This window comes from Janthinobacterium sp. GW823-FHT01H08 (assembly GCF_058797855.1).
This window is the reverse complement of sequence record NZ_CM179504.1, coordinates 1,732,227-1,752,679: the sequence shown is the minus strand read 5'-3', so window position 1 is coordinate 1,752,679 and position 20,453 is coordinate 1,732,227. Positions and strand designations below refer to the sequence as shown.

The following is a 20,453-nucleotide window of genomic DNA, read 5'->3' as shown; positions in this document are numbered from 1 at the left end:
TCGCGCAAGTCAAGAACAGCTGAAAAACCCCGCCACGGCGGGGTTTTTTTTCGTCCGTGGCTGCCCAATTGTAAAATTGCCGCTATTATTCGACCTATGAACGCCGACCCTCTCGAAATCCAAAAATTCAGTGAGCTGGCCCACCGCTGGTGGGACCCCACTTCCGAGTTTCGTCCCCTGCACGAAATTAATCCCCTGCGCCTCGAATGGATCAACGCGAAAGTGCCGCTGGCCGGCAAACGCGTGATCGACATCGGCTGCGGCGGCGGCATCCTGGCCGAATCGATGGCCCGCAAGGGCGCCGACGTGACGGGCATCGACCTGTCCGACAAGGCATTGAAAGTGGCCGACCTGCACAGCCTGGAATCAGGTGCCAAGGTACGCTACAAGCTGATCGCCGCCGAAGCCATGGCCGCGGAAGAGCCGGGCCAGTACGACGTCGTGACGTGCATGGAAATGCTCGAGCACGTGCCGGACCCCGCCGCCATCGTCAAGGCTTGCGCCACCCTGGTGAAACCGGGCGGCCACGTTTTTCTGTCGACCCTGAACCGCAACCCGAAAGCGTATCTGTTCGCCATCCTGGGTGCCGAATACCTGCTGCGTCTGCTGCCGAAAGGCACGCACGACTATGACAAATTCATCACCCCGGCCGAACTGTCGCAATACCTGCGCAGTGCCGGCCTGGACGTCAACAGCATGCGCGGCATGGGCTACAATCCGCTGACCAAGATTTACTCACTTAATAGCGATACCAGCGTCAATTATCTGGTGGCCTGCACCCGGCCGCTGTAACCATCACGCACAATACAAGGCGGCTGCGGCCGCCATTTTTCATTCCTACTTGACACACTTTGCCCGCCATGATCACTGACCATCTGCCAGCCCCGCGCGCCATCCTGTTCGACCTCGACGGCACCCTGGCCGACACCGCGCCCGACCTGGCGGCGGCCATCAACCTGCTGCGCGCGCGCGCCGGCCTGGCGCCGACTCCGTATGACATCCTGCGCCCCACGGCCTCGGCCGGCGCGCGCGGCATGATCGGCGCATCGTATGGCGTCCAACCGGGCGAAAGCGGCTACGAAGCCCTGAAAGACGGCTTCCTGAACAATTACGAAGCGGCCCTGGCCGTGGAAAGCCGCTTGTTCGACGGCATCCCCGCCATGCTGGAAGGCTTGCAAGCGCTGGGCCTGGCCTGGGGCGTGGTCACCAACAAAGCCGCCCGCTTCACCGACCCGCTGGTGGGCCAGATCGGCCTGGGCGGCGCCGGCTGCGTGATCTCGGGCGACACCATGCCCCACCCGAAACCCCACCCCGCCCCCCTGCTGGAAGCGGCCCGCCGCCTGGACCTGGCGCCGGAAGACTGCTGGTACGTGGGCGACGACCTGCGCGACATCCAGGCCGGCCGCGCCGCCGGCATGCGCACGGTCGCCTGCGCCTGGGGCTACTGCGGCCCCGTCGAGCCGCAGCACTGGAACGCCGACCATTTGCTCGATACGCCGCAAGCGTTGCTCGAGCTGGTGAGTACTGTGGTGAAGGCGGCGCAGGAGCGGCAGCTGGCGGCTTGATGGCTTGATACTGCATCTGCCTGGCCTTCTATCCATTACTGCGAATGCATCATGCAAGAGTGTGAAGATTGCGCTACAATGAAGGTTCTGTGGGGACGACCTGGTTTCGACGTGGGTTGCAAAGCAGCGCAGGGCATACCGAGGGCGGGCTACCTCGTAAATACAACCTGAAAAAACTTAACTGCAAACGATAACTCGTACGCACTGGCAGCTTAATCGCTGTTAGCTCTAGAACACCTCGTCCCTGGGGTGGGCCGTCAAAAGCTCTAGAGTCATTTACAGGGACTCGTCGTATGCTGGGTTACTTAGCGTCCGACTAAATAATAGGTAACTCGCTTGCCCATAACGTGCACATCCGTGCTGGCTGAGTTAAATTAAATGATAGTGCTAAGTATGTAGAACTGTCTGTGGAGTGCTTGCGGACGCGGGTTCGATTCCCGCCGTCTCCACCACTGAATAAATAAAAGGGCTTCCCCGTTTTGGCGGGGAGGCCCTTTTTATTTATTCCATGCATGCAGAGCGCGGGCGTCGAATCCGTGTCCGGTACGGGCGCGGGGGTTGTGCGGGGCCTTCGGCGAGCACAGCTCGGCGCCGCACAACCGGGTTGCGCTTGCAAGCGCAACCCTCTCCGATTCGTCTGACTAGCTCTTGCGCCGCAGGCGGTTTTTCCTAACAACAACATTAGCTGTTCAGGCTGTGCGCGTATGCCGGGCCTGACCCTCGCTACTCCCCGCACACCGCCCCACCCACCGTTCCCCCAATACTCAAGCCCGTCGACAAATCAAACCCAAAATCACAGCGATAACCATCCTTTGATCGATATCGGCACAGCAGCATGTCACGATTACGAATGCGTATTTGCGGATCGGCGCAGCCATCGCGCATATCCGGACCGATGGCTTCGAACACGTCTTTTGCGGCGGTGCCCGTCAAGCGAAACGCGACTTTGGTATCGCCCGCAACCGGGGCCACTGCATCGTCGAGATATGCGCCATAGATCGCGTACGAACCTGAAAAATCCTTCTGTACAAACTGCCAGACGGCCCGGACCTGATGCGCCAGCAGCAAGCACAGCATAGTGGCAAGTATCAGACTGACGCGTTTTAGCATATGGCGCCGCCGATGCTGCGCCCGGTCAGCAGATCAAAGCCGAAGTCGCAGTGATGACCATCACGGGGATGGTAGGAGCAGCTCACTTCCGCCCGCTGGCGCAGGCGATATTCGCCATCCACGCCGCACGCGTTGCGCAAGTCGGGGCCCATCGCATCAAATAGCTGTTTCGCCGCCTTGCCGTCGATCCAGAACGCGATGCGCTTGTCTTTCCTGGTCGGCGGCTGTGGATCGCTCAGGCTTCCGCCATAAATCGCATAGCGGCCTTTGAATGGCTGATAAGAAAATAGCCATTGGGGGGCGGATTGGGCCATGGCCGTAGCCAAAACAAAGAGAAGAAAAACAGCGAGAAGACGTTTCATGTCATCTGCCCCGCTTACTTGATCGTGACATGAAAATGGTCGTCGTGGCGTATCAGTGGTCTTATCCGGGGGATGGTGGGGTCATTAAAAAAGATAACCTGGACAAAGCTGAATTCAAAAAATATGCGGATCAGCTGTGCCGTTGCATCGCGGTCGTAGTGCGTGTCAAACCTTGTTACAGCGCTCTCCATTTTGTCTTTGCGAAGCAATCGGACGTCGACGTCTTTTCCGCTTCGATGACCTTTATGTTCACTGTAGGGAGTTCCATCAGCCAGACTGATATTTCCGAAACCAATTTTCCGGCTATCGATGCCCTGCCATTGATGTTCAACCAAGAATAGCAGCGAAAGCAACTCGGGATGAGCATACTGGCCGGCACCATTGGGCGGTGTTCCATAGGTGTAGTAACCCGCGCCTTCCGGCCTTTGTGGAAGATTAAAGTAGCCGCGTCTATCAATGGGCTGCAATTCCAGCATGCGCACTCCTGAATGTAAAACCTCAGCGCTCAGCTCAACGCAAATGGCACCAGGTGATGCTCCCGTACATCTCACGGAGCATCTCACGCGCCGATGTAGTTGGCAGAGCTCGCCCCTTCGCTCGCAAAAAAACATGCGCACGCGACGATTTTTGCCGTTATGCATTTTCTGGGCATTGCGTAGAATCAAACATCCATACACTGATGGGATCGTTTTCGGGTGTTCCCGCTACTTGAAGCCAAGATATTGATGCTGCGCAAAGGTGCGCCGCGCCACCTTGAAACTAAAAAACGTCCCCCCGTAAATACCCGATCGCCCTCCGATATTTCTCTATCCTCTCCAGATCCTTCTGCGTCGGCTCCCCTATCCGCGACAGATCGCTATTCTCCGCCAGATCCGCCAGCTTGACGGCCTTGCCGACCGGGTCCAGGGCCGCGCGGGCGATGAAATCTTCATACAACTCGCCCTCGATCTTGGTCACGGCGCGCACGCCGTCAATGACGTCCCGGGAAAATCCTTCGCGCGCCAGATCGTCGAAGGTGACTTTGCCATCGCTGTCTTCCACCACGTCATGCAGCACGGCGACGATCTGCTGGGCGCCGGGGGCGACGCGCAGCATCACGCGCAAGGGGTGCAAAATGTACGGCGCGCCGCCCTTGTCCGTCTGGCCGGCATGGGTGGCGGCGGCAATTTCTATGGCGCGCTCGAGGGTGCCGCGACTTGCGTGTTCACGCATGTTCACTCCTTGTTAAGTCCACGTTGATTGATGTGTCCCTTGCGCGCCAGCCGCGGCGCTGCAAGTGGCACACGCTGGTGCACAGCAAGGCTGGCACCAATAAATTGAGAACCGGCACGAGCATCAGCAAGCATAACAGCAGGCCCAGGGCAACAATCGCCGGACGCTGTTCGCGGCGCAGTGCCGCTTGCTGTTCCGCGCCAAGTACCTCTGCGGCCGCCGCTCCGTAGATCATCTGGACGTTCCAGGCCAGCAAGTACGCGATCAGCACGCACATGGCCCACACAGGGATCAGCAGGGAGAGCAGCAGCAACAGGCGCCGCCGCCAGGCGGGGCGCGCGGCGCATGCATCCAGGCCGGCCGGCGCTTGCCACATGGCATAGCGGCGCGCCACAACGGCCTTGGCGCGCTCCAGCAACAACCAGCGCAGCGGCAAGCGCACCGTGCCGATGGCGCCGACGACAAAGACCATCACATAGAAAAATGCAGCCAGCGCCAGCAGCGCCAGGGCGATCTGGCCGATCGACAGCAAGGCTTTGGCGGCGCTGCCCAGGCCGCCGGCGATATTGCCCATCTGCGTGACGGTGGCAGGCCCGTTGGCCAGTGCCCCGACGCCATTCATCACGCCCAGGCCCAGCAAGCCGGTAACGGACACCAGCGCCAGCATGGCGCTCAGCTCGACAAAAAAACGGCCGAAGCTGCTATACAGTCCCAGCCACAGCGCCACGACCGCCATGCACCACAGCGCGGAACGCCACCACAGCCCCGCATGACGGGCATCGCGCAGCCCCAGCCCCACGCACGTGAAGGCTTCCCGCCAGGCCAGCAGCCAGGTTTGCAATGTTGGTGTCACCTTCGGGCAGACTCCGCAATCAAGGGGCGGATACGTCGATCCGGATGTTGCCGATTGTACATGGACGAGGCTGGCGCACGCGCCGCCGAGAGCAAGGAACAAACCCGGCTCCGGCTTGCCATTGTTTGCGATCCCGCAATTCCAGGCGGAAAGAAATGCGAAACAATACCAACTCCCCCACCGTTGCGCCTAGCGGAGTCGACCATGCTTGAAGTTCAACCCAGGGACAAGCGCGGGTTTTTCATCCTGCCCCAGGCTCCGGAAGACGCAGGGTATTAAGTCTATGGCACCCCCGGGCAGGGGGCGGGCCAGTACGCGCATCCAAACATGATGATGGCGCTCCTGTATGTGGAACGCGAATGGCAAGCAATCGATGACCGGCAATTCGGGATTGGCAACATCAGTCTGGCTAACGGCACCGCCTACGGGGAACACTCAACGCACAAATCCGGCCTGGAGGTAGACATTCGTCCACTGCGCAGGGACGGCCTTCAACTCCCTGTTTATTGGTACGACAAAGACTACGATCAAGCCGCGACGGCAAAGCTCATCGCACTTTTTCGGGCCCATGCCAGTGTGCGCAGGGTGCTGTTTAACGATACCGGCATTCCATTCGTGACACCATTCAAAAATCACGACCATCATTTCCATCTGGAACTGAGAGCCTGCCTGATATGAAAAAACTGTGGGCTGTGGCCTTCGGCGCCATCACCGTATTCTCGCTGGCCTATGCAGGCGGCAGCAGCGACTGGGGCGAATACAAACAGTTCAAAGGGGCTTATCTGATTTATTCGAATACCTTGGGCGAGCAACAGCCGCCCACACCGCATGACCGCAAGATTTCTTTCGTGGTCACGGGGGCCGTTGCCAGGGACATGTTTGACTCGATGGCTCCGGATTCGAAAGAGCGCTGCAGTTTGGAGAAAGGCTATCGGCAGCGCGACAAGGAAAATGTTTCCTGTCTCCGGGATCATGACGGCTATAGGTGTCACTTCGGCTTTAACTTGCGCAGTGGCAAAAGCATTACTGGATCGATTTGCTAGATCGCGTGGGGTGACCGGAGCCTTAGCCCAGCCAATCCTGCACGACTTCCAGTCCCTGCAAGCGTACTCCAGAATGAAGAGGCGGACACGTCGATCCGGATGTTGCCGATTGTACATGGACAAGGCTGGCGCACGCGCAGCGCAGGGCAAACCCGACGCAGCGCCATCAGCCTTCAACAATGGCTATCGAAACGCCAAAGCCGTCGCAGCCTGATCGGCATGATCGCATGCTGACGCATGGCAGACCCTGTTTCTCCCCGCTGCCTTGGCCTTGTACAGTGCCTTATCCGCGAGTTCAACCAGCTCGACCGCCTGGTTTTTCAGGTACGTCGGCATCAACGCCGCGACACCGACGCTGGCCGTCACCACGCCAAGAGGATTGCCACGATGCTCGATTCCCAGCGATTGCACGGCCTGGCGGACGTCTTCCGCCACCGTCAAGGCGCCCGGCAGATCCGTCCCTGGCAATAAAATGACCATTTCCTCGCCGCCATAGCGCGCCGCAAGGTCGCCCGGCCGGCGCATGCTGTAAGCCACCACCTTGCCGAGTTTTCTCAGGCACTCGTCGCCGGCCACATGGCCATAGATATCGTTGTATTGCTTGAAGAAGTCGACATCGATCAACACCAGTCCAAGTGAGCTATTTTCACGCTGCGCACGGCTGAACTCGGCAAGCAGCGACTGGTCGAAGTGGCGCCGGTTCGCCAGCCCCGTCAACCCATCCTGATTGGCAAGGCGGGCCAGGGTTTCATTGATCAATTCCAACTCGTTGCGCGCTTCAAGCAGTCCCGCCTCGCTTTTTACCCGCAAATCGATCAGCCGCACCACCCGGTATCCGATAAACGCGATCAGCAATACCAGCACCCCGCCCACGGCGTTTTGTATCACGGTATCGAGGCGCCATGCAGCGAGGACTTCATCCTGTGACAATGCGGCAGAGACCACCAGCGGATATTCTTCGACTCTTCGATAGCTGTTGATGCGCGTCACGCCATCGACCCGCGACTTGATCACGGCCGTGCCTGCGGGACTTTTCGGTAAATAATCATGAAATAAGGGAAACTGCGAAAGATCGCGCCCCAGCAAACTCTCATCGAACGGCCTGCGCAATAAAAGAATGCCTTTTCCATTCGCGATGAAAATGGCGCCTTTTTCTCCTATTGAAAAACGTTCATAAAACTGCCTGAAATAATGCATATCGATCGTCGCCAGCGCCACGCCGCCGAAGCTGCCGTCAGGCAAATTGATCCGCCGCGATACCGTGACTATCCAGTCCCCCGTCGATTTGCTGCGCACGGGCGGGCCGACATAAGGCCCCCGGTCATCATGCGTTCGATGGTAGTTGAAATAATCTCGATCGGAATTATTCAGATTACTCAACAAAGTTTTCTGAGAGTTCACGAGCCAGCTGCCATCCCTGGCATAGACGAAGATGCCGTGCAGCTGCCGCAGCTCGGCTACGCGGGTGACCAGCAATTTATGGAGACGGGCCAGTTCAAGGTCGGAGACACCGTCCGCCTCCAGCCGCTCCACCAGACCGACCAGCACCGTATCGGCCTCCTTGATGGTGTCATAGGCATGCTGGGCAACAGATTGCGCCAGGTTGGCGCTTTCACGGCCCGCTTCATTCAATTGCACCTCGCGCGCACGCAAGGTCATCCATAACTGCGTCGCCAGGAGCGACAGGCATACGAGCACGACAAATGAGATCGCCAGCGGCAGCAAGGAAAATCCCCGGAAGCCCGCTCCCAGCAATCGTGGCGGCAAGCTGCGTGACCTGGTCATGGATACACTCCCGGTTTGATATCCGGCAAAGTGTGCACGAAATAGGCAGCGACATACTCACACTTGGTAACAAACATGATATAAAAAAGTCACCATGACACTTGCTGGGCCACGTCTCCCCTCGGCCATGGCATCGGTGAGTGCTATATCGGAGAGCTCTGATGCATACTCGGCTTGCATGCTGCGCCATGGCGCTCGCTGTATTCTTACCTTCCCAAGCTGCGGACAAGCCGCCGGCATGGACTGGTGAACCACGCCCCTTGCGGGGTGACTATCAGATCTATGGCGGAACGCTGTCCGAAATGCTGCCGCCCACGCGAAACGACCGGAAAGTGGCAATCATGGTCAAAGGGGAATTGGCGCGGGAACTGTTTGCCCAGCTCGGCCCCGATGTGAAACAGGAACAGGCATGCAGCACCTCAGCAGACTACCGGGAGCGGCGCAGGGGGGACATTAGCTGCGTTCATACAAAAGAGGCGGGATACGCATGCTATTTCGGACTCGATTTACGTACGGGAAAAGGGATGTATGGAGCGATCTGCTAGCCTGGACGCCGCCCGGCACCGTTAAAACCAGGGGCCGCCTCATTCTGCCGGCGCACAGCCAGCCGGATTCTTCCGCCTGAGCGGCTCTGCCTGCCTATGCCCCCCGGAGCAGAACCCGATCCCCCATCCCTCACCGCAACAGCGTACACTGGCTCCTCTTCCATCAACGCATCGGTCCACAGTGAAACTATCGCGCTTTATTACCGGCCATCTGGAGCCGATCCTGGAAGAGTGGGAACTTTTCGCCAGGTCGCTCCCTATTCCCGGCACCGCCATCTCGAAGGCCGAATTGCGCGATCATGCGAAACAGATGCTGGAAACCATCGTGCGCGACATGGATGTCATCGAAAGCGCGGCGCAGCGGAAAAAGAAATCGACCACGGGCGTGTCGGAAATCACGGGCAAGGAGACGGCAGCCGCCACGCATGGCTCGCTGCGCCAGCAGATCGGCTTCACGCTGCCGCAACTAACGGCGGAATTTCGCGCGATGCGGGCCAGCGTCCTGCGCCTATGGATGGCACAGGTATCGGTGACGACGAAAACGGCGACGCAAGACATCTTGCGCTTCAATGAAGCGATAGACCAGGCGCTGCAGGAATCGGCCATACGCTATTCGCAGCAGAGCGACCGGACCCGCAATACCTTTCTCGCCATCCTCAGCCACGATCTGCGCAGTCCGCTGAGCACGATGACGATGGCCGGTGCGCTGCTGAGCAGGCCAAGCGCGAGCTCGTCTTCCACGGTACAGATCGGTGCGCGGGTCGCCCGCAGCGCAGCGACCATGACAACCATGGTGAACGATCTGCTGGAATTCGCCAGGACACAGCTGGGGGGACGCATGCCCATTTCACCCACCTTGGGCGATCTGGGGGAAATCTGCAAGACGGCCGTCGAAGATGCCTCGGCCGCCCACCCGCAGTGCAAATTCGAGCTGAGCACCACGGGCGAGATGATCGGCGACTTCGATGCGGCCCGCCTGGCCCAGCTGTTTTCGAATTTGCTCAACAATGCCGCGCAATATCGCAGCGACGACCAGCCGGTGACCATCACGGCCTGCGGCGATGCCGATACGGCCGTGGTGCAGGTGAAAAATTTCGGCCGCCAGATCCCGGAAAGCTCGCTGAAGAGCATTTTCGATCCCCTGGTGCAGCTGGCCATCTCCGACGATCACAAGGCACCCAACGCCACCAGTATCGGCCTGGGTCTGTTTATCGCGCGTGAAATCGCCAGCGCGCACGGCGGCACCATCGGCGCCGAGTCGAGCCTGGAGTCCGGCACGGTATTTACCGTGCGCCTGCCCAGGGTGGCGCTGAATGACAGAGGGAACGGCGGCTAAGCCCGTCCCCCATAGACGACATCGCACCGGGACAGGCTCGTCCTACCTGCGGCTGAGCGGCACATACTCGCCCGGCAAGCTGGCCGCTTCCAGCGCATCGGCAAAGGCCAGCAGGAACTTCGCCGGGCCATGTTCCGACACCAGCAGCGATGCGCCCTTGTGGCGCAGCAGTTTCAATACCTCCTGCTGGTGCGCCTGGTATTCCTGCGAATGGCCGTAGAACGTTTGATACATCTCCAGCGTTTCCATGGCTTTCGCGGCCAGGATGAATTCGGGTTTGTCCATGATGTCTCCTCGTTGTCATTGCTGCCAAGAACACGAAAAAAACCTGCAAGATGTGCGCCCCATGCCCGTCGCACTGCCTTGCGGCAACCACATCCGTATTTCCATCATACGCCTCAAGCCGGCCATTGCGCCGTCCTGTCGTGCATCTTTTTCTCTCCCGCCCGTCCGGCGCCATCGCTACGGTGTACACGCTAGCGCCATGTGCCCGCGCATGGCATCATGCGCGTTGCCCATTCCTAATAACGACATATGGACCAATATCACTTCCTCGTAGGCGAATTCAAGAAAAATAGCCCCTTTATTCCCGCCACGACCAGCGCGCAGTTGTTCGCCTGGTTCGAGCACATCGGCGAATCCGTCGAGCGCTACGGCAACAAGCGCGGCAAGATCGTCAAGTACTCACAGCGCAATTACGAGAAGATGCTGTTCGCGCCAGAGACCAACGGCATCGGCCTGCTTTCGCCGCGTATCGTGCCGCCCGACGAAGCTGACGAGGCCGTCAACTGCGACGCGCAAGCCATGTATTCATCGGGCTCGGAGCTGGTTCTGTCCATCCGCGCCAGCAAGCTTGCGCTTGCGCCGCTGTTCGACGGTGCGCGGGCCATACCCGGCCTGTTTGACCATTGCGAGTATCTGTACTGCTACGCTGAAACGCAGGGCTATGGCACCGGTTACGCACTCGGCTACCGGCAGGTCGACGAGGCCCACCCGATGACCTTTGGCACGCCTTGCCCCGCAAATAACTGGGCCGCCATCAAGCGGCGCGGGTTGCAAGATGCGCACCTGCGCGATGTCTATCCCATCAACGGTTTCACGCCAGCCAGGCTGGATGCGCTGCCGCCCGGGCGCCGGCAAGCGCTGCGCGCTGCGATGCAAGCTCATGGCCGCTGCGAAGACCATGCCGGCTGGATCTTCTGGTACCTGCAGCCCGGAGAACTGGAAGCGGCCCGCGCCGCACTGAACGCACACGCCATGCTGGGCGCCTACATCAGCCACCGAAGCTCATGAGCACACATTTATCGCTGCACTGTTATCTGCAGGACGAGGCCGCAGAACGGCCCCTGCCCTGTTCCGACGTGACCATCCAGGCCGACCCGGCCACCTTGCGCGCCATTGCCCATTTTCTGCTGGCCAGCGCGGACACCTTTGATCAGGCGCAAGACCGGGCCGGCATGCACGCGCACCTGCAAGATGCATGGGATGGCTGGCAGGACAATTTCCCCGACCTCGTCGTCGTGGCGGCATAGACTGGCGCCCCGCCTGGCGCGCGTCGGGTAACATACGCCACCCTTGCCATATAGAGAACCTTGATGCCCGATTTTCGAACCGTCCTGCCGTCGCTGCGCGCCGCCGTGCTGGCCGCAGCGCTGGCCAGCCTGTCCGCCTGCGCCAGCCAGCCCGCGCACGAGGCACTGTTCCTCGCCACCACTTTCACGCCCGCGCATTCCTTTACCAAGGGCATCGAAGGCCCGGCCGTGGATGCGGATGGCAATATCTATGCCGTCAACTTTGCGCGCCAGCAGACCATCGGCAAGGTCAGCCCCGGCGGCGCTGGTGAGGTGTACCTGACCCTGCCCGGCACCAGCATCGCCAACGGCATCCGGTTCGGCAGCCGCGGCCAGATGTATTTGGCCGACTACATGGAGCACACGATTTACCTGGTCGACCCGGCCACGCGCGCGCTGACCATCCACGCGCGCGAGCCGCGCATGACGCAGCCGAACGACATCGCCATCACGGCCGACGACGTGCTGTATGCGAGCGACCCGAACTGGAAGGAAAACACGGGCCGCGTGTGGCGCATCGCAGCCGATGGCACGGTGACACTGGCGCTCGACACGATGGGCACGGCCAACGGCATCGAAGTGAGCCCCGACGGCAAGATTTTGTATGTGAATGAAAGCGTGCAGCGCAATATCTGGATGTACGACATCGCCGTGGACGGCAGCCTGAGCGGCAAGCGATTGCTGATCAAGTTCGACGATTTCGGCATGGACGGCATGCGCGTGGACGTCGACGGCAACCTTTACGTGACGCGCTACGGCAAGGGCACGGTGGTGAAATTGTCGCCGCAAGGGCGCATCCTGCGCGAGATCAGCGTGCCCGGCGCCAAGCCCAGCAACATCACCTTCGGCGGCCCCGATGGCCGCACGGCCTACGTCACGGAAGTGGTGCAGGGCCGCTTGCTGCAATTCCGCGTCGACCGCCCGGGCCTCGAATGGCAGCGGGCGCAGGAGCGCCGCAAGGCCGAATAGCAAGCTACATGGTGCTGGCTGCGCATGGCGCGATGTCGGCTTACGCGCTTGCGCGCTAAGCCGACCTACTCTACGCCACGATGCATGCGCAGGTCGGGTAGGTCGGCTTAGCCGGAACGGCGTAAGCCGACAAAACAAATAGCAAGCCCACGTGATCCTGGCGGCGCATGGCGCGATGTCGGCTTAGCCGGAACGGCGTAAGCCGACGAACCAAATAGCAAGCCGACGTGGTCCCGCCATGCCACGATTGCTCAAGGAATTGAAGCAGCGCCTGACGATCGGCTGAGGCTCAATATAAAACGTTCTTCGCTTCCGGCAGATCGACATTGGCCTTGGTGACGATCACCACGCCCGTGTTGACGAAAGGCGCGACCTTCTTGCCTTCGATCAGGCTGACGAGGGTTTTCACGCCCAGCGCGCCCATCGAATACGAACCCTGCACGGCGGTCGCATACAGGGTGCCGTCCTTGACGAAGTTTTTCAGGTCTTCATTGCCGTCGAAGCCCACGGCGATCACCTTGCCTGCCTTGCCCGCCTGCGCGATGGCGCGGCCCATGCCCACGGCCGTCGGCTCGTTGGCGCCGAAGATGCCCTTCAAGTCCGGATTCGAGGCCAGCACGTCGGTCGTCTGGTTCAGCGCCGTGGCCATCTGCGACTGCGAGTAATACGTGCCGACGATCTGCAGCTGCGAGTTCTTTTCGATATAGCGCTTGAAGCCGCCCACCCTGCCCGTCTCGGAACCGGCGCCCGCCACGTACGACATCACGGCGATCTTGCCCGTCTTGCCGACCTGCGAAATGAGGGCCTTGGCGCTTTGCTCGCCGGCCGCTTCATTGTCGGTCGACAGGAAGGACTGGTAATAGCGCTTGCCGCTGTCGGCCACCAGCGAATCGATCAGAACCACGGGAATCTTCGCTTCCCACGCCTTCTTCAGGGCCGGCACCAGCGCGTCCGGGTCCGACGCGGCCAGCACGATGCCGGCCACCTTGCGCGTGACGGCGTTTTCCACCATGCTGACCTGGTCGGCGATGGCCGATTCCGAGGCCGGTCCCTGGAAGGTCAGGCTGTAGCCCTTGGCATCGGCGGCGCTGGCCGTGGCGCCCTTCCTGACGTTTTGCCAGTAGTTGGAATTGGTCGTCTTGACGATCACGGCGATCTCGCCCGGGGCGGCGAAGGCAGCGCTGGCGCTCAGGGCAGAGGCTGCGGTCAACAGACCGAGCAAGACGGTGTTGAAGGCTTTGAAGGTGTTCATTGTCGTCCTCATTTAATTATAGATTTGGTGGATTGACTTCATGGCGTACTGCTTGCTGCTTCAGGCGCGGTTGCGCTTCTGATCGATCCAGACGGTCAGCAGGATGACCAGTCCGATAATGATTTGCTGAATAAAGCTCGATACCCCGTTCATGTTCAAGCCGTTGCGCAGGATGCCGATGACGAAGGAACCGATGACCGTGCCGGAAATGGTGCCGATGCCGCCGATCAGCGAGGCGCCGCCGATCACGGCGCTGGCGATCGCATCGAGTTCATACATCACGCCTTCGTTCGGCTGCGCCGTCACCAGGCGCGACATCAGCACGCAACCTGTCAGGCCCGACAAGGCGCCGGACAGGGTATACACCAGCAGGGTCACGCGGCCCACCTTCACGCCCGATAGGCGCGCCGCTTCCGCATTCGAGCCAACGGCATAGATATGCCGGCCGAAGGTGGTGCGGCTGAGCATGATGGACACGGCCACGGCGATCACCACCATCAGCACCACGGGATACGGAATGCCAGGAAAGACGACTTCGGGAAAGGTGCCGCCCGTGTCGCGCTCGATGCGCCACAGCACGCCGTTGCCCAGTTCGCCGAACGACTCGCCCAGACCGGAAATGGCGCGCGCGCCCGTCACCTGCAGCGCCAGGCCCCGTGCGATCAACATCATGCCGAGCGTGGCGATGAAGGGCGGCAGTTTCAGCTGCGTGATGCAAAAGCCGTTGACGGCGCCGCACATGGCGCCCACCACGACGCCGCCCAGCATGGCGACCGGCACGGGCACGCCGCTTTTCACCAGCAGCGCGGCGGCCACGCCGGCCAGCGCCAGCACGGAGCCGGAACTGAGGTCGATGCCGCCCGTGATGATGACGCAGGTGGCGGCTATGCCCAGGTAGGCGATCGACGTGACTTGCAAGGCCACGCTCATGCCGTTGCTGACGGAGAAAAAGGCGTTGCTGGTCAGGGAAAACACCAGCAGCAACAGCGACAGGCTGCCCAGCGCGGCGAATTTTTGGATCAGTTCTTTGTTCATTTTTTTAAAGCTTTCTGTTTTTAGTGGACTGCCGCCTGGCCAGGGATTGGAGCGACGACGCGCCCCGACGCCAGCTGCATGATCTCTTCCTGCGACGACTCGCGCGTATTGACGATGCCGCTGATGCGCCCTTCATGGAACACGGCCACGCGGTCCGTCATGCCCATGATCTCGGGCAGCTCGGACGTGATCAGCACCACGCCGATGCCTTCCGACGCGAGCTTGTCGAGCAGCTGGTAGATGGCGAACTTGGCCCCCACGTCGATGCCGCGCGTGGGTTCGTCGAAGAAGATGATTTTCGATTCGCGGTACAGCCATTTGCTGATGACGATCTTTTGCTGGTTGCCGCCCGAGAGGTTGCGCGCGACCTGTTTCGAGGTCGGCGTCTTGATGCCCAGCGCAGCGATATACTGCTGCGCCACCGCCTCTTCCCTGGCAAAATCGATGAAGCCGAATCGGTTGGCCAGCGCTGATACATTCGTCAGGGTCAGGTTGGCCGCCACCGACATGCGGATCGCCAGGCCGTGGCTCTTGCGGTCTTCCGACAGGTAGGCGATGCCGTGCCCGATGGCGTCGATGGGACTGGCGATCGTCACCGCCACGTCGCCCAGGTGGATGGCGCCGCCGGTGAGCGGATCGGCGCCGAAGATGGCGCGCGCCACTTCCGTGCGGCCCGCGCCCATCAGGCCGGAAAAGCCGAGGATCTCGCCGCGCCGCAAATCAAAGCTCAGCGGGCCGAAGACATCCTTGCGGTGCAAATCGCTCACGCGCAGCAGCACTTCAGCCGTCGGCGTCGAGACGCGGTCGGGAAATTTTTCATCGAGGGTGCGGCCCACCATCCTGGCCACGATGGCATCCAGGGTGGTGGCGGCAAAATCGTCGGTGCAGACGAATTTGCCGTCGCGCAGCACCGTCACTCTGTCGATGATGTGCTGCATCTCTTCCAGGCGGTGCGAGATGTAGACCACGCTCACGCCGTTGCGCTTGAGTTCATTGATGATATCGAACAGCTGGCCCGTCTCGCTTTCCGTCAGCGAGGACGTGGGCTCGTCCATGATCAGCACTTCCGTATTGAGCGACAGCGCCTTGGCGATTTCCACCATCTGCTGCTGGGCGCAGGACAGGTTTTTCACCAGCTGGCGCGGGTCGATGCGCAGTTTTAAACGGTCCAGCAGCGCCTGCGCATCGGCACGCATCTTCTTGCGGTCGATGAAAATGCCGCGCACCGGTTCGCGCGCGAGGAAAATATTCTCCGCCACGCTCAGGTGCGGGATCAGGTTCAGTTCCTGGTGGATGATGGCGATGCCGGCCGCCTCCGCATCCACGCTGCTGGCAAAACTGCACACCTTGCCCTTGTAGACCAGTTCCCCCTCGTCGGCCTGGTACACGCCGCTCATCACCTTCATCAGGGTGGACTTGCCGGCGCCGTTTTCGCCGCACAGCGCATGCGCCTCACCCTTGCGCAGGCTGAAACTGACGTTGTCCAGGGCCAGCACGCCGGGAAAGCGCTTGCTGACCTTGTTCAAGGCCAGTATCTCTTCGGATTGATTCATGGTGTGTCTCCTCCACTCCACTGCCATAGGCCGGCGCGCCGATGTCTGAGCACCTTGGCGGCGCGCCGGTCTGCTACTCGTTTAACTGTCGATCAGTTGCGGATTCCAGGCATGCACGGTCTGGTTCTGCTCACCGAGACCATCGATCCCCAGGCGCATGGTGTCGCCCGGTTTCAGGTACACGGCCGACGGTTTCTGCCCCATGCCCACGCCCGGTGGCGTGCCGGTGCTGATGATGTCGCCCGGGTACAAGGTCATGAAGCGGCTGATATAGCTGACCAGATTCGCCACGCCGAAGACCATCGTTTGGGTATTGCCGTCCTGGACGCGCTTGCCGTTCACTTCCAGCCACAGGCCCAGGTTTTGCGGGTCCGCTACTTCATCGGCGGTCACCAGCCAGGGGCCGATCGGGCCGAAGGTATCGCAGCCCTTGCCCTTGTCCCACTGGCCGCCGCGCTCCAATTGGTATTCGCGTTCGGACAAATCGTTCACCACGCAGTAGCCGGCCACGTGCGACAGCGCCTCCGCTTCGCTCACATAGCGCGCGGTGGTGCCGATTACCACGCCCAGCTCCACTTCCCAGTCGCTTTTCTGCGAGTCCTGCGGCATCACCACGGCATCGTTGGCGCCGACGATGGCGCTGGTGGCCTTCATGAACAGCACCGGCTCAGCCGGCACGGCCATGCCCGATTCAGCCGCATGGTCGGCATAGTTCAGGCCCACGCATAAAAACTTGCCCACGCCCTGCCACGGCGGCGCGATGCGGCCGGGGTTGGCCACCACCGGCAGGCTGGCGATATCGACGGCGGCCAGGGCCGCCAGGCCATCCTTGCCCAGGGTCGCAGCCGTAATATCGTGCAGCACGCCGGACAGGTCGCGCACGGCGCCGCTGGCATCGATCAAGGCAGGTTTTTCAGCGCCCTTGGCGCCATAACGCATCAGTTTCATGATTAAACTTTCAAGTAAATATCAAACAACATAAAAAGTTCGGTAGCAATCAGGCCCGCGCCTTCACGACACCCGACAAAACCGTAGCGAGCGGAAGCGAGATGTGGCCGAGAAGCGCAGCTGTACGAATGTACAGTGAGCATCGCAAGCCGCATATCGCGACGCGCAGTAGGTTTGGTCGGGTGTCCTTAGTTAGACCAGCCGCCATCAATGACGTGAGTCATACCGGTGGTAAAGGCGGATTCGTCGGAAGCCAGATACACGGCCAGGGCGGCGATTTCCTCTGCCCTGCCCACTCGTCCCATCGGCTGGCGCGCCACGAAAGCGGCTTGCACTTCATCGATACTCACGCCCGTCGCTGCCGCCTGGGCGGCAATACGTTCCTTCAGCGAGGGCGACTCGATGGTGCCGGGGCAGATCGCATTGCAGCGGATGCCGCGCGTGACGAAATCGGCGGCCACCGACTTGGTCATGCCCACCACGGCCGCCTTCGAAGTGCCATAGATAAAGCGGTTCGGCGCGCCCTTCACGCTCGACGCCACCGACGACATATTGACGATGGAGCCGGCGCCCCTGGCCAGCATCCCGGGCAGCACGGCGCGCATCAGCCGGTACATGGAACGGGCGTTGATGTCGAAGGAACGGTCCCAAGCAGCATCGTCGCAATCGAGGATGGTGCCGCCATCGACGAAGCCGGCGCAGTTGAACAGGATATCGACGGGACCGATCTCGCCGGCCAGCGCGGTGATCGCCGCGCCATCGGTCACGTCGAGCAGGCGGATGGCGCAGCCCGTCACTTCCTTCAGCGCGTCGAGCTGGCCCTGGTTGATATCGGTGGCGATCACGGTCGCGCCTTCGCGCACGAACGCTTCGGCCGTGGCCCGGCCGATGCCCTGGCCGGCGGCGGTGAGCAGGGCGATTTTTCCTTGTAGTCTGGCGGTCATGTTGTCTCCTTTTATTTTTTTAACCCAACACCTTAAGTGCTGGGGTCAGACCCGGCGGGTCTGACCCCGGATTCTTGCTAAGCAAGGTAAAAAACCTGCTCCATCATCGCCCAGTGCTCGCCCTCGGCGCGCGAGGCCAGCGGCTGCTGGCAGGGGGCGCAAAAGGTCCACCAGCGCTGCGTTTCCGGGTCGGCGGCGATGGCCGCCATGTCGGCTTCAAAATCCTCGCCGTGGTATTCCCAGTAACCGAACAACAGGTTTTCCGGTTCGCGCAAAAAGATCGAATAATTGCTGACATGCGCCGCCGACAGCTTGGCCAGCACCTGCGGCCAGACGGCGGCGTGCAGGGTCTTGTATTCCGCAATACGGTCCGGCGCAATGCCGATGACCATGCCCATTCTTTGCATTTCAGCTCCTCTTTGTTGGCTTACGCCGTACCGGCTAAGCCAACCTACAGTTGGCATCGCGGTGTTTCGTAGGTCGGCTTAGCCGGCACGGCGTAAACCGACAAGCCAGCCACCTCATTTAAGCCCATAAAAGCGGCATGCATTGAGGCCGAAAATATCGTCCCTGTCCTGCTGCCCCAAGTGCGACAGCAGCGCTTCGCTCGCCAGCAGCCAGGCCGCATAGCCGCCGGCCAGGTCGACTACCGGCCAGTCGCTGCCCCAGATCACGCGCCGGGGGCCGAACACGTCCAGCACATGCGCCACATACGGCTGCAAATCGTCGACGCGCCAACCGGGCCGCGCTTCCGTCACCAGCCCGGACAGCTTGCAGTGCACGTTCGGCAGCGCGGCCAGCTGCGCCATGTCTTCGCGCCAGTGGCCAAATTCAGCTTCGGCGATCGGCGGCTTGGCCGCATGGTCGATCACGATGGGAAACGCTGGAAAATCGCGCGCGCATTGCAGCAGCGCGGGCAAATGGCGCGGCAGCACCAGCGCGTCCAGCCGCAAGCCGTGTGCCGCCATGGCCGTCAACGCCGGCGTGAGCGAGGAATCGGCGATCCATGCATCGTCGTCGAGGTCCTGCAGCATCGGGCGCAGGCCTTTGAGCTTGCCGTGCGACGCCAGACGGGCAATCGCCGCCGGTGCGTCTTTGGCCAACAAGTCGGTCCAGCCCACGACGGCACGGATAAAGCTGGTCTTTTCCGCCAGCGCCAGCAGGTAATCGGTATCGGCGGACGACGGCAGCGACTGCACCAGCACCGTTCCAGCGATGCCATATTCGGCCAGCAGAGGCGCCAGATCGGCGGGCGCGAAATCGCGGTGGATGGCGGCCAAGGATGGCGGCGGCCAGCTGCCGCCGCGCGCGGCCAGTTGCCAGAAGTGCTGGTGGGCGTCGATGCGCATCATGCGGCTCCCTTGGGCACCGGTGCGCGCGCATCGATCAGGCCAGCTTCCTGCAATGCCATCCACAAGGCGTCCGGCAAGGGCGTGGCGAACCAGTCGCGATTTTGCCGCAGCTGCGCCAGGTCCTGGCCGCCCGGGATGCAGGAAACGACGGCCGGATGCGCGAGCGGAAACTGCAGGGCGGCAGCCTGCAGCGGCACGTTGAATGCGCGGCAGACGGCGTCCAGGCGCGCCACGCGCTGGAGTATCGCGGCCGGCGCATCGGCGTAATTGAATTTGCCGTTCCCGGCCAGCACGCCCGAGTTGAACGGGCCGCCGATCACGATGGCGTTGCCGCGTTCCAGGCACAGGTCCAGCAATGGCGACAGCGAAGACTGTTCCAGCAAGGTATAGCGGCCAGCCAGCAGGGTGCAGTCGAGGTCGAATTCCGCCATCGCCCGCAGCACGATCTCGCATTCGTTGACGCCGAGGCCCACGGCCTTCACCTGGCCGCTGGCGCGCAGCTGGTCCAGCGCGCGAAAGCCGCCGCCGTCAGTCAGCTGGCGCCAGTATTGCTGCTCGCGTTCGCCATGCGTGGCCTTGCCGATATCGTGCACGAACAGGATATCGATGCGCTCGAGCCCCAATCGCTGCAGGCTGTCGTCGTGCGAACGCAGCACGCCGTCATACGTGTAGTCGTAATGGGGGCGGAACGGCAGCGGCGCGGCAAAGCCGTCGTCGCCGGGGCGCACGCAGGGGTCGGGCCGCATCAGCCGTCCCGCCTTGGTGCTGATCACGAACTCGTTGCGGGGCCGCTCGCGCAGCGCCGCGCCGAGACGGTGTTCGGACTGGGTATAGCCATAGAACGGCGCCGTGTCGAAGAAGCGCACGCCGGCGTCCCAGGCGCCATCGAGGGTGGCGCGCGCCTGTGCATCGCTGACGGGCTGGTACAGGCCGCCGAGCGGCGCGCAGCCCATGCCGATGCAAGGCAGCGACAGGCCGCCACGCGGCAAGCTGCGCAATTGTGTGACATCCATGAACC

General features: G+C 61.5%; 24 protein-coding genes and 1 other RNA gene. 10 read left to right on the top strand and 15 right to left on the bottom strand.

The window, feature by feature from the left end; all coding sequences use genetic code 11:
* Nucleotides 1–96: 96 nt before the first annotated feature.
* From ubiG to ssrA, 3 genes are all read left to right on the top strand, one after another.
* Entirely contained in the window at nucleotides 97–792 is a 696-nt protein-coding gene (ubiG, locus tag AC3RCG_RS07820; protein WP_070219394.1) for a bifunctional 2-polyprenyl-6-hydroxyphenol methylase/3-demethylubiquinol 3-O-methyltransferase UbiG, read from the top strand.
* A 68-nt stretch (nucleotides 793–860) separates the two neighbouring features.
* On the top strand, nucleotides 861–1,565 hold the full coding sequence (locus tag AC3RCG_RS07815; protein ID WP_492403710.1) for an HAD family hydrolase: 705 nt from the start codon (nucleotides 861–863) through the stop codon (nucleotides 1,563–1,565).
* 91 nt (nucleotides 1,566–1,656) lie between these two features.
* Nucleotides 1,657–2,017: a transfer-messenger RNA gene (gene ssrA, locus AC3RCG_RS07810) on the top strand.
* 271 nt (nucleotides 2,018–2,288) lie between these two features.
* Here the strand turns inward: ssrA and AC3RCG_RS07805 are convergent.
* The 5 genes from AC3RCG_RS07805 to AC3RCG_RS07785 all read right to left on the bottom strand — a co-directional run bounded on the left by AC3RCG_RS07805 (nucleotide 2,289) and on the right by AC3RCG_RS07785 (nucleotide 5,102).
* Nucleotides 2,289–2,675, bottom strand: a complete 387-nt coding sequence (locus tag AC3RCG_RS07805) for a hypothetical protein (RefSeq protein WP_409027011.1) — start codon at nucleotides 2,673–2,675, stop codon at nucleotides 2,289–2,291.
* Nucleotides 2,669–3,037, bottom strand: coding sequence for a hypothetical protein (locus AC3RCG_RS07800; protein WP_409027012.1), 369 nt, complete (start codon nucleotides 3,035–3,037; stop codon nucleotides 2,669–2,671). Before AC3RCG_RS07800 ends, AC3RCG_RS07805 begins: the two co-directional genes overlap by 7 nt.
* A 14-nt stretch (nucleotides 3,038–3,051) precedes the next feature.
* Nucleotides 3,052–3,513 carry a M74 family metallopeptidase gene (locus AC3RCG_RS07795; protein WP_492403712.1) on the bottom strand — a complete coding sequence of 154 codons (462 nt, stop codon included), beginning with the start codon at nucleotides 3,511–3,513 and terminating at the stop codon, nucleotides 3,052–3,054.
* A 283-nt stretch (nucleotides 3,514–3,796) separates the two neighbouring features.
* Nucleotides 3,797–4,249 carry an HD domain-containing protein gene (locus AC3RCG_RS07790; protein WP_121668697.1) on the bottom strand — a complete coding sequence of 151 codons (453 nt, stop codon included), beginning with the start codon at nucleotides 4,247–4,249 and terminating at the stop codon, nucleotides 3,797–3,799.
* Nucleotides 4,242–5,102, bottom strand: coding sequence for a hypothetical protein (locus AC3RCG_RS07785; RefSeq protein ID WP_492403714.1), 861 nt, complete (start codon nucleotides 5,100–5,102; stop codon nucleotides 4,242–4,244). The genes AC3RCG_RS07790 and AC3RCG_RS07785 overlap by 8 nt, the downstream gene beginning before the upstream one ends.
* Before the next feature lie 327 nt (nucleotides 5,103–5,429).
* Between AC3RCG_RS07785 and AC3RCG_RS07780 the strand changes: the two genes are divergently transcribed.
* On the top strand, nucleotides 5,430–5,780 hold the full coding sequence (locus AC3RCG_RS07780) for a hypothetical protein (RefSeq protein ID WP_409027014.1): 351 nt from the start codon (nucleotides 5,430–5,432) through the stop codon (nucleotides 5,778–5,780).
* A complete protein-coding gene (locus AC3RCG_RS07775; RefSeq protein WP_492403716.1) occupies nucleotides 5,777–6,145 on the top strand; it encodes a hypothetical protein in 369 nt (122 codons plus the stop codon). The genes AC3RCG_RS07780 and AC3RCG_RS07775 overlap by 4 nt, the downstream gene beginning before the upstream one ends.
* A 183-nt stretch (nucleotides 6,146–6,328) precedes the next feature.
* Here the strand turns inward: AC3RCG_RS07775 and AC3RCG_RS07770 are convergent, their stop codons facing one another.
* Entirely contained in the window at nucleotides 6,329–7,930 is a 1,602-nt protein-coding gene (locus AC3RCG_RS07770) for a GGDEF domain-containing protein (RefSeq protein ID WP_492403718.1), read from the bottom strand.
* 188 nt (nucleotides 7,931–8,118) lie between these two features.
* On the opposite strand from AC3RCG_RS07770, the gene AC3RCG_RS07765 reads away from it, so the two are divergent.
* Together AC3RCG_RS07765 and AC3RCG_RS07760 are read left to right on the top strand one after the other, a co-directional pair.
* A complete protein-coding gene (locus AC3RCG_RS07765) occupies nucleotides 8,119–8,475 on the top strand; it encodes a hypothetical protein (RefSeq protein ID WP_070313726.1) in 357 nt (118 codons plus the stop codon).
* 181 nt (nucleotides 8,476–8,656) lie between these two features.
* Nucleotides 8,657–9,811, top strand: coding sequence for a sensor histidine kinase (locus AC3RCG_RS07760; protein ID WP_070313725.1), 1,155 nt, complete (start codon nucleotides 8,657–8,659; stop codon nucleotides 9,809–9,811).
* Nucleotides 9,812–9,853: 42 nt separating this feature from the next.
* On the opposite strand, the gene AC3RCG_RS07755 is transcribed toward AC3RCG_RS07760, so the two are convergent.
* On the bottom strand, nucleotides 9,854–10,096 hold the full coding sequence (locus AC3RCG_RS07755) for a hypothetical protein (RefSeq protein ID WP_070221783.1): 243 nt from the start codon (nucleotides 10,094–10,096) through the stop codon (nucleotides 9,854–9,856).
* Between the two features lie 249 nt (nucleotides 10,097–10,345).
* Here AC3RCG_RS07755 and AC3RCG_RS07750 point away from each other — a divergent pair, with 249 nt between their 5' ends.
* The 3 genes from AC3RCG_RS07750 (at nucleotide 10,346) to AC3RCG_RS07740 (ending at nucleotide 12,351) form a co-directional block, all read left to right on the top strand.
* The gene (locus tag AC3RCG_RS07750) at nucleotides 10,346–11,104 is read left to right on the top strand and encodes a hypothetical protein (protein ID WP_070292074.1); all 759 of its coding nucleotides are present in this window, start codon (nucleotides 10,346–10,348) and stop codon (nucleotides 11,102–11,104) included.
* Nucleotides 11,101–11,343, top strand: coding sequence for an Imm32 family immunity protein (locus tag AC3RCG_RS07745; protein WP_070292076.1), 243 nt, complete (start codon nucleotides 11,101–11,103; stop codon nucleotides 11,341–11,343). Before AC3RCG_RS07750 ends, AC3RCG_RS07745 begins: the two co-directional genes overlap by 4 nt.
* A 63-nt stretch (nucleotides 11,344–11,406) precedes the next feature.
* A complete protein-coding gene (locus AC3RCG_RS07740) occupies nucleotides 11,407–12,351 on the top strand; it encodes an SMP-30/gluconolactonase/LRE family protein (RefSeq protein WP_205602329.1) in 945 nt (314 codons plus the stop codon).
* A 289-nt stretch (nucleotides 12,352–12,640) separates the two neighbouring features.
* Here the strand turns inward: AC3RCG_RS07740 and AC3RCG_RS07735 are convergent, their stop codons facing one another.
* The 8 genes from AC3RCG_RS07735 to AC3RCG_RS07700 form a co-directional block, all read right to left on the bottom strand.
* On the bottom strand, nucleotides 12,641–13,603 hold the full coding sequence (locus AC3RCG_RS07735) for an ABC transporter substrate-binding protein (RefSeq protein WP_070292077.1): 963 nt from the start codon (nucleotides 13,601–13,603) through the stop codon (nucleotides 12,641–12,643).
* A gap of 60 nt (nucleotides 13,604–13,663) precedes the next feature.
* Nucleotides 13,664–14,638, bottom strand: coding sequence for an ABC transporter permease (locus AC3RCG_RS07730; protein WP_034759656.1), 975 nt, complete (start codon nucleotides 14,636–14,638; stop codon nucleotides 13,664–13,666).
* A 20-nt stretch (nucleotides 14,639–14,658) separates the two neighbouring features.
* Complete coding sequence (locus AC3RCG_RS07725; protein ID WP_256267373.1) at nucleotides 14,659–16,191, bottom strand: sugar ABC transporter ATP-binding protein; 1,533 nt, start codon at nucleotides 16,189–16,191, stop codon at nucleotides 14,659–14,661.
* 81 nt (nucleotides 16,192–16,272) lie between these two features.
* On the bottom strand, nucleotides 16,273–17,139 hold the full coding sequence (locus AC3RCG_RS07720; protein WP_070313723.1) for a fumarylacetoacetate hydrolase family protein: 867 nt from the start codon (nucleotides 17,137–17,139) through the stop codon (nucleotides 16,273–16,275).
* A gap of 188 nt (nucleotides 17,140–17,327) precedes the next feature.
* Entirely contained in the window at nucleotides 17,328–18,083 is a 756-nt protein-coding gene (locus AC3RCG_RS07715) for an SDR family oxidoreductase (RefSeq protein WP_070313722.1), read from the bottom strand.
* A gap of 77 nt (nucleotides 18,084–18,160) precedes the next feature.
* Nucleotides 18,161–18,490 (bottom strand): L-rhamnose mutarotase, encoded by a 330-nt coding sequence (locus AC3RCG_RS07710; protein ID WP_070313721.1) that lies wholly within the window; start codon nucleotides 18,488–18,490, stop codon nucleotides 18,161–18,163.
* 114 nt (nucleotides 18,491–18,604) lie between these two features.
* Nucleotides 18,605–19,435 carry an amidohydrolase family protein gene (locus tag AC3RCG_RS07705; RefSeq protein WP_218069353.1) on the bottom strand — a complete coding sequence of 277 codons (831 nt, stop codon included), beginning with the start codon at nucleotides 19,433–19,435 and terminating at the stop codon, nucleotides 18,605–18,607.
* Nucleotides 19,432–20,448 carry an aldo/keto reductase gene (locus AC3RCG_RS07700; RefSeq protein ID WP_070313720.1) on the bottom strand — a complete coding sequence of 339 codons (1,017 nt, stop codon included), beginning with the start codon at nucleotides 20,446–20,448 and terminating at the stop codon, nucleotides 19,432–19,434. Before AC3RCG_RS07700 ends, AC3RCG_RS07705 begins: the two co-directional genes overlap by 4 nt.
* Nucleotides 20,449–20,453: the final 5 nt, after the last annotated feature.